General features: G+C 69.1%; 5 protein-coding genes. 3 read left to right on the top strand and 2 right to left on the bottom strand.

The features are described 5' to 3' along the window. Positions 1-91: 91 nt before the first annotated feature. On the bottom strand, positions 92-277 hold the full coding sequence (locus tag ACIRRY_RS51695; protein WP_403988099.1) for a hypothetical protein: 186 nt from the start codon (positions 275-277) through the stop codon (positions 92-94). Between the two features lie 439 nt (positions 278-716). On the opposite strand from ACIRRY_RS51695, the gene ahcY reads away from it, so the two are divergent. Together ahcY and ACIRRY_RS51685 are read left to right on the top strand one after the other, a co-directional pair. Further along, the gene (gene ahcY, locus ACIRRY_RS51690; RefSeq protein WP_403988096.1) at positions 717-2,174 is read left to right on the top strand and encodes an adenosylhomocysteinase; all 1,458 of its coding nucleotides are present in this window, start codon (positions 717-719) and stop codon (positions 2,172-2,174) included. A 162-nt stretch (positions 2,175-2,336) separates the two neighbouring features. After that, a complete protein-coding gene (locus ACIRRY_RS51685) occupies positions 2,337-2,951 on the top strand; it encodes a hypothetical protein (RefSeq protein WP_403988093.1) in 615 nt (204 codons plus the stop codon). Between the two features lie 32 nt (positions 2,952-2,983). On the opposite strand, the gene ACIRRY_RS51680 is transcribed toward ACIRRY_RS51685, so the two are convergent. Beyond that, the gene (locus ACIRRY_RS51680; protein WP_403988090.1) at positions 2,984-4,030 is read right to left on the bottom strand and encodes an RDD family protein; all 1,047 of its coding nucleotides are present in this window, start codon (positions 4,028-4,030) and stop codon (positions 2,984-2,986) included. A 128-nt stretch (positions 4,031-4,158) separates the two neighbouring features. Between ACIRRY_RS51680 and ACIRRY_RS51675 the strand changes: the two genes are divergently transcribed. Next, positions 4,159-5,166, top strand: a complete 1,008-nt coding sequence (locus ACIRRY_RS51675; protein ID WP_403988086.1) for a stage II sporulation protein M — start codon at positions 4,159-4,161, stop codon at positions 5,164-5,166. The last annotated feature ends 384 nt before the right edge of the window (positions 5,167-5,550 follow it).

Below are 5,550 nucleotides of genomic sequence, written 5' to 3'. Positions count from 1 at the left end.
CCACCTGTTGGACAGCCTGTCGGCTCACATCCAACCGGCCCCACGCCCACCGACGCGAACCGCGACCCGGTGAACCATCCCGGTCAGAGCACTAGACCCGCTGCACGGGCCACGGCGTGACCGCCGCCGCCCTTTGCCGCCGTACGACGAACGCGGCGATCCCCAGGCCGACACCGACCAGGGCGAGGACCACCCCGCCGATGACGGCCGACCCGATGACGACGGCGGCCGCACGGTCGTCGGTCACCCGGTCCCGGACGGCGGACTCGGCCACCATCCCGTCGTGATCGCTCGCGAAGAAACGCGAGTCCCTCGCGTTCGCACGGTTGTCACCGAGCAGGATCTCGGTCGCCCCCGAGCCTCCCGCCGCAGCGCGATCGCCACCGATTCCTCGACGTCCACCACTCGTGGGCACCCTGTCCCGGCTCCCCCGGAAACCCGGTCCGACAACCAACACCCGCTGGACTTCGGCCGGATCCGTCCTGAGGTGGGCTGGGGGCGGCCGGGTCCACCGGTGTAGCTTGGGTGGGAGCCAGACGTCGCTGCTGATGGCGGTCGGGCGGTCCCACCGCGGACCGACCGAGGGAGAGAGGGCCTCCGACGGACTGCGCTGCGCGTACGCGGGCATTCCTGTGCCCTCCTTCGGGCACCCCTGTGTCCGTCGCCGCGCAGACCAGCCGTGTCCACCAGGCCCCAACCCCGAGGAGCTCCTCGTAATGACGACTGTCGACAACCGACAGGACTTCAAGGTCGCCGATCTCTCCCTGGCCGAGTTCGGCCGCAAGGAGATCACCCTTGCCGAGCACGAGATGCCCGGCCTGATGTCGATCCGCCGTGAGTTCGCCGCCAGCCAGCCGCTGGCCGGCGCCCGCATCATGGGCTCGCTGCACATGACCGTGCAGACCGCCGTCCTGATCGAGACCCTGGTCGCCCTGGGCGCCGAGGTCCGCTGGGTGTCCTGCAACATCTTCTCCACCCAGGACCACGCGGCCGCAGCCATCGCCGTCGGCCCGAACGGCACGCCCGAGAACCCCCAGGGCATCCCGGTCTTCGCCTGGAAGGGCGAGACCCTGGAGGAGTACTGGTGGTGCACGGAGCAGGCGCTGACCTGGCCGAACACCCCCACCGGCGGCCCGAACATGATCCTGGACGACGGCGGCGACGCCACCATGCTCGTCCACAAGGGCGTCGAGTACGAGAAGGACGGCAAGGTCCCCTCCCTCGACACCGCCGAGTCCGACGAGCACCGCGTCGTCCTCCAGGTCCTGACCCGCACCATCACCGACGGCTCGCAGAAGTGGACCCAGGTCGCCTCGGAGATCCGCGGCGTGACCGAGGAGACCACGACCGGCGTGCACCGTCTCTACGAGATGCACCGCGACGGCACCCTCCTGTTCCCGGCGATCAACGTGAACGACGCCGTCACCAAGTCGAAGTTCGACAACAAGTACGGCTGCCGCCACTCCCTGATCGACGGCATCAACCGCGCCACCGACGTCCTCATCGGCGGCAAGACCGCGGTCGTCTTCGGCTACGGCGACGTGGGCAAGGGCTGCGCGGAGTCCCTGCGCGGACAGGGCGCCCGCGTGATCATCACCGAGATCGACCCGATCTGCGCACTGCAGGCGGCGATGGACGGCTACCAGGTCACGACGCTGGACGAGGTCGTCGACAAGGCCGACATCTTCGTCACCACGACCGGCAACAAGGACATCATCATGGCCGCGGACATGGCCAAGATGAAGCACCAGGCGATCGTCGGCAACATCGGCCACTTCGACAACGAGATCGACATGGCCGGCCTGGCGAAGATCCCGGGCATCGTCAAGGACGAGGTCAAGCCGCAGGTCCACACCTGGAAGTTCCCCGACGGCAAGGTCCTCATCGTGCTGTCCGAGGGCCGCCTGCTGAACCTGGGCAACGCCACCGGCCACCCCTCGTTCGTGATGTCCAACTCCTTCGCGGACCAGACCCTGGCCCAGATCGAGCTGTTCACCAAGCCCGAGGAGTACCCGACCGACGTCTACGTGCTGCCCAAGCACCTCGACGAGAAGGTGGCCCGCCTCCACCTGGCCGCGCTCGGCGTGAAGCTGACCACGCTCCGCCCCGAGCAGGCGTCGTACATCGGCGTCGAGGTCGACGGCCCGTACAAGTCGGACCACTACCGCTACTGATCCGGCGACCCCGCCCGCTGTGACCGCGTCCGTGCACTGACGCGGCCTCAGCGGCAGGTACTCACCAGCAGATCCTCCGAGGCAGGCCCCCGCACCCCCGTGCCGGGGGCCTGCCCCTTTGGTTCCCTTGGCCGGACCGGCCCGTCAAGACCCAGGACCCCGATGCCCCGCGGCCGTTATTCGCTCCACGATCCGCACGACCACACCCCCCTCGCAGCAGAACACTTCCAGTGCGCCCCCGGTCCGTCCGGCTGGCGTTATGTCTCCCAACTCACCACCCCCTCCGGCGATCACCACGGCTCCGTCGACCTCACGCTCGACGAACTCGGCCGCCCCATCCGGCTGGAACTCCACGCGGCGAGCTGGCAGGTGCGCGGCGCCGCTCTCGACGGCGTCACCTGGGTCCGCACCGACCCCACCGGCACCGATGCCACCGAAGGCAATGTCCGCGCCCACGCCTTCACCGGCACCTCCCCCGCGTTCCTCATCGCCACCACCCGTCTCCTGCGCCTCACCCCCTCCGCCGCCGCGACCCGCGTCCGCCTGGTCGGCTTCACGGACCCGGTCCTCGCCCCCCGCACCCTGGACCAGTCCTGGGCCTTGCTGAAGAGAGAAACACACGGCACTGACAACGGCCCTCTGAGCGTGGACGAGTACCAGGTCACAGCCCTGGACACGGGCGAGCAGCACGCCGTACACATCGTCGGCGACGTGGTGCTCGCGGCACCCGGCATCGAGCTGGAAGAGCTGGAGTCGCCGCCGTCCGTCTTCGGCTGAGCGGCGGTTGTCGAAGGGCACGGCAGGCAGGGTCAGGCGGGCGGCGCGAACCCGGTGGAGGGCCGAGGGTCGGCGACCGGCGTGCTCTGGGGAGCCGGAGCCTGAGCCGGAGGTTGGGCACCGGGCGCGACCGGATCGGCTCCCGCGCGACCTGCACCGGGAACCGGGGGAGCGGCAGTGGCCGGCCAAGAAACAGGAGCAGCCGCGGGAGCGGCACCAAAGGGCTGCTGAGGAGCCGGCGACGGCTGAAGCGCCGAGTTGCCGAACGCGCCCGGCACACCCGCCCCGGGCCCAGGCCCGAACCCACCGGCCGGTACGCCCCCCACCGCGCCGTTCCCGAAGGCCCGCCGCACATCCCGCGCCTGCCGTTCCTGCACCACCGCCGCCAGATACGCGGCCGGCGGAACACCCTGCGGCGCCGGAGCGCCCGTACGAGCCACGAGGTCCGCTGCAAGCCGCTGGGCCATGGCCCAGCCGACCTGCGGATCCAACTGCTGCATCCGCGTCAGATACTGCCGGATGGCCAGCCACAGCCCGTCGGGAACGGCCGACAGATCAAGCTCCGCGAAACGCCCCGTCAGCCACGGCGGCGGCGGAGGCACAAAGGCCGTCGGCCCGGAGGACACCCTTTCCCGTACGACCAGAGTGCCCGCGAACACATCCCCGAGCCGCCGCCCTCGCGCCGAGACGAGCGAGGCGATGCAGGCGACGACCCCGAACGTCATCAGGATCTCGATCACGCCGATCGCACCCCGCACCAAGGCGTGCCGGAACCGGATCGGCCCGCCGTCGTCCCGCACCACGCGCAGTCCGAACGCCAGCTTCCCGAGCGAACGCCCGTGACTCAGCGTCTCCACCGCTATGGGCCCGCCCACCAGCAGCAGCACAAAGGCCGCGATCGACACCGCTACCTGCGCCGCGACGTCCAAAGAAGCCGTGGAGAGCATCAGCACCACGGTCACACCGGTGTACGCGGCTATTGCCACGATCAGATCGAGCAACACCGCCAGCGCCCTGCTGGGCAGCCTCGCGGGGCGCAACTCCAGCGCCACCGCCTCGCCCGTCACCAGCTCACTCACGCCTGCCGCCCTTCCCCTGCCCTGCCCCTGGAACAGCCAGTCTGCCAAGCTGAGGGCACATCGCGCCCCAGTACGACAAGCTGATCCCCGACCAGCAGTCGACGAGCAGCCGAGGAGCAGGCAACCAGATGGACCTCGACGTCTTCGTCTCGGCCCACCGCGCCGAGTGGGACCGCCTCGACGCGCTGCTCCGCCGTAGGCGTCGCCTCAACGGTGCCGAGGCCGACGAACTCGTCGCGCTGTATCAGCGCACGGCCACCCATCTCTCCCTGATCCAGTCCAGCGCCCCGGACCCTCAGCTCACCGGTCGGCTCAGCCAACTGGTGGCACGCGCGCGTAGTGCGGTGACAGGAACCCGTCGTGCCTCCTGGCGCGATGTCACGCACTTCCTGGGGCACAGCTTTCCGGCCGCGGTGTACAGAGCACGCCATTGGTGGGTCCCCACCGCACTGCTGTCGACCGTCGTCGCGATCCTTCTGGGCTGGTGGATAGGCACCCACCCCGAAGTGCAGTCCTCCATCGCGGCCCCGAGCCAACTGCGCGACCTCACCCGCCCCGGCGGCGAGTACGAGACCTACTACTCCAGTCACCCGGCGGCGGCCTTCGCGGCACAGGTCTGGACGAACAACGCCCAGGCCGCCGCGATGTGCCTGGTCCTGGGCGTCTTCCTGGGCCTACCGGTCCTCTGGATCCTCTTCCAGAACATGCTCAACCTGGGTGTCGGCATCGGCGTGATGTCGTCTGCCGGCCGACTCGACACGTTCCTGGGCCTGGTCCTCCCGCACGGCCTGCTCGAACTCACGGCGGTCTTCGTAGCCGCCGGCACGGGGATGCGCCTCGGCTGGACCGTCATCGACCCCGGCCCACGCTCGCGCCGCACGGCCCTCGCCGAAGAAGGCCGAGCAGCCGTGGGTATGGCGATCGGCCTGGCCCTGGTCCTGTTCGTCTCCGGCGCCATCGAAGGCTTCGTCACCCCGTCGGGCCTCCCCACCTGGTCCCGCATCGGCATCGGCATCGTCGCCGAAGCGGCCTTCCTGACGTACGTCTACGTCCTGGGCGGTCGTGCCGTACGAGCCGGTGAGACGGGCGATGTCGAGGCCGCCGAACGCAGCTCCTCCGTCCCGACGGCCGCCTGATGTGCGGGCACTCCTGCTGAACTGCTAGTCTCCTCTTCGCCCCACAGGAGCCGTTGACACGGACCGGTCGGGGAGGTAGATTCGAACAGTTGCCTAGAACTGGATCTAGTCCGGTCGGCGACAGTGAGTGTCTGTCTGCTTCTAGAAATGTCGATTTCCAAGAAGCCACACTCCCGATGAATCGGAAAAAAGCGGCCGGTCAGTCCGGCCCGGAACTTCTGATAAAGTCGGAACCGCCGGAAAGGGAAACGCGAAAGCGGAAACCTGGAAAGCATCGAGGAAATCGGGGCCGGAAACGGTCTGATAGAGTCGGAAACGCAAGACCGAAGGGAAAAGCCCGGAGGAAAGCCCGAGAGGGTGAGTACAAAGGAAGCGTCCGTTCCT

This window comes from Streptomyces sp. NPDC101776 (assembly GCF_044766845.1).
In the GTDB taxonomy this organism is placed as follows: Bacteria; Actinomycetota; Actinomycetes; order Streptomycetales; family Streptomycetaceae; genus Streptomyces.
The sequence above is the reverse complement of the archived record's forward strand: the minus strand, read 5'-3'. Positions and strand labels throughout refer to the sequence as shown.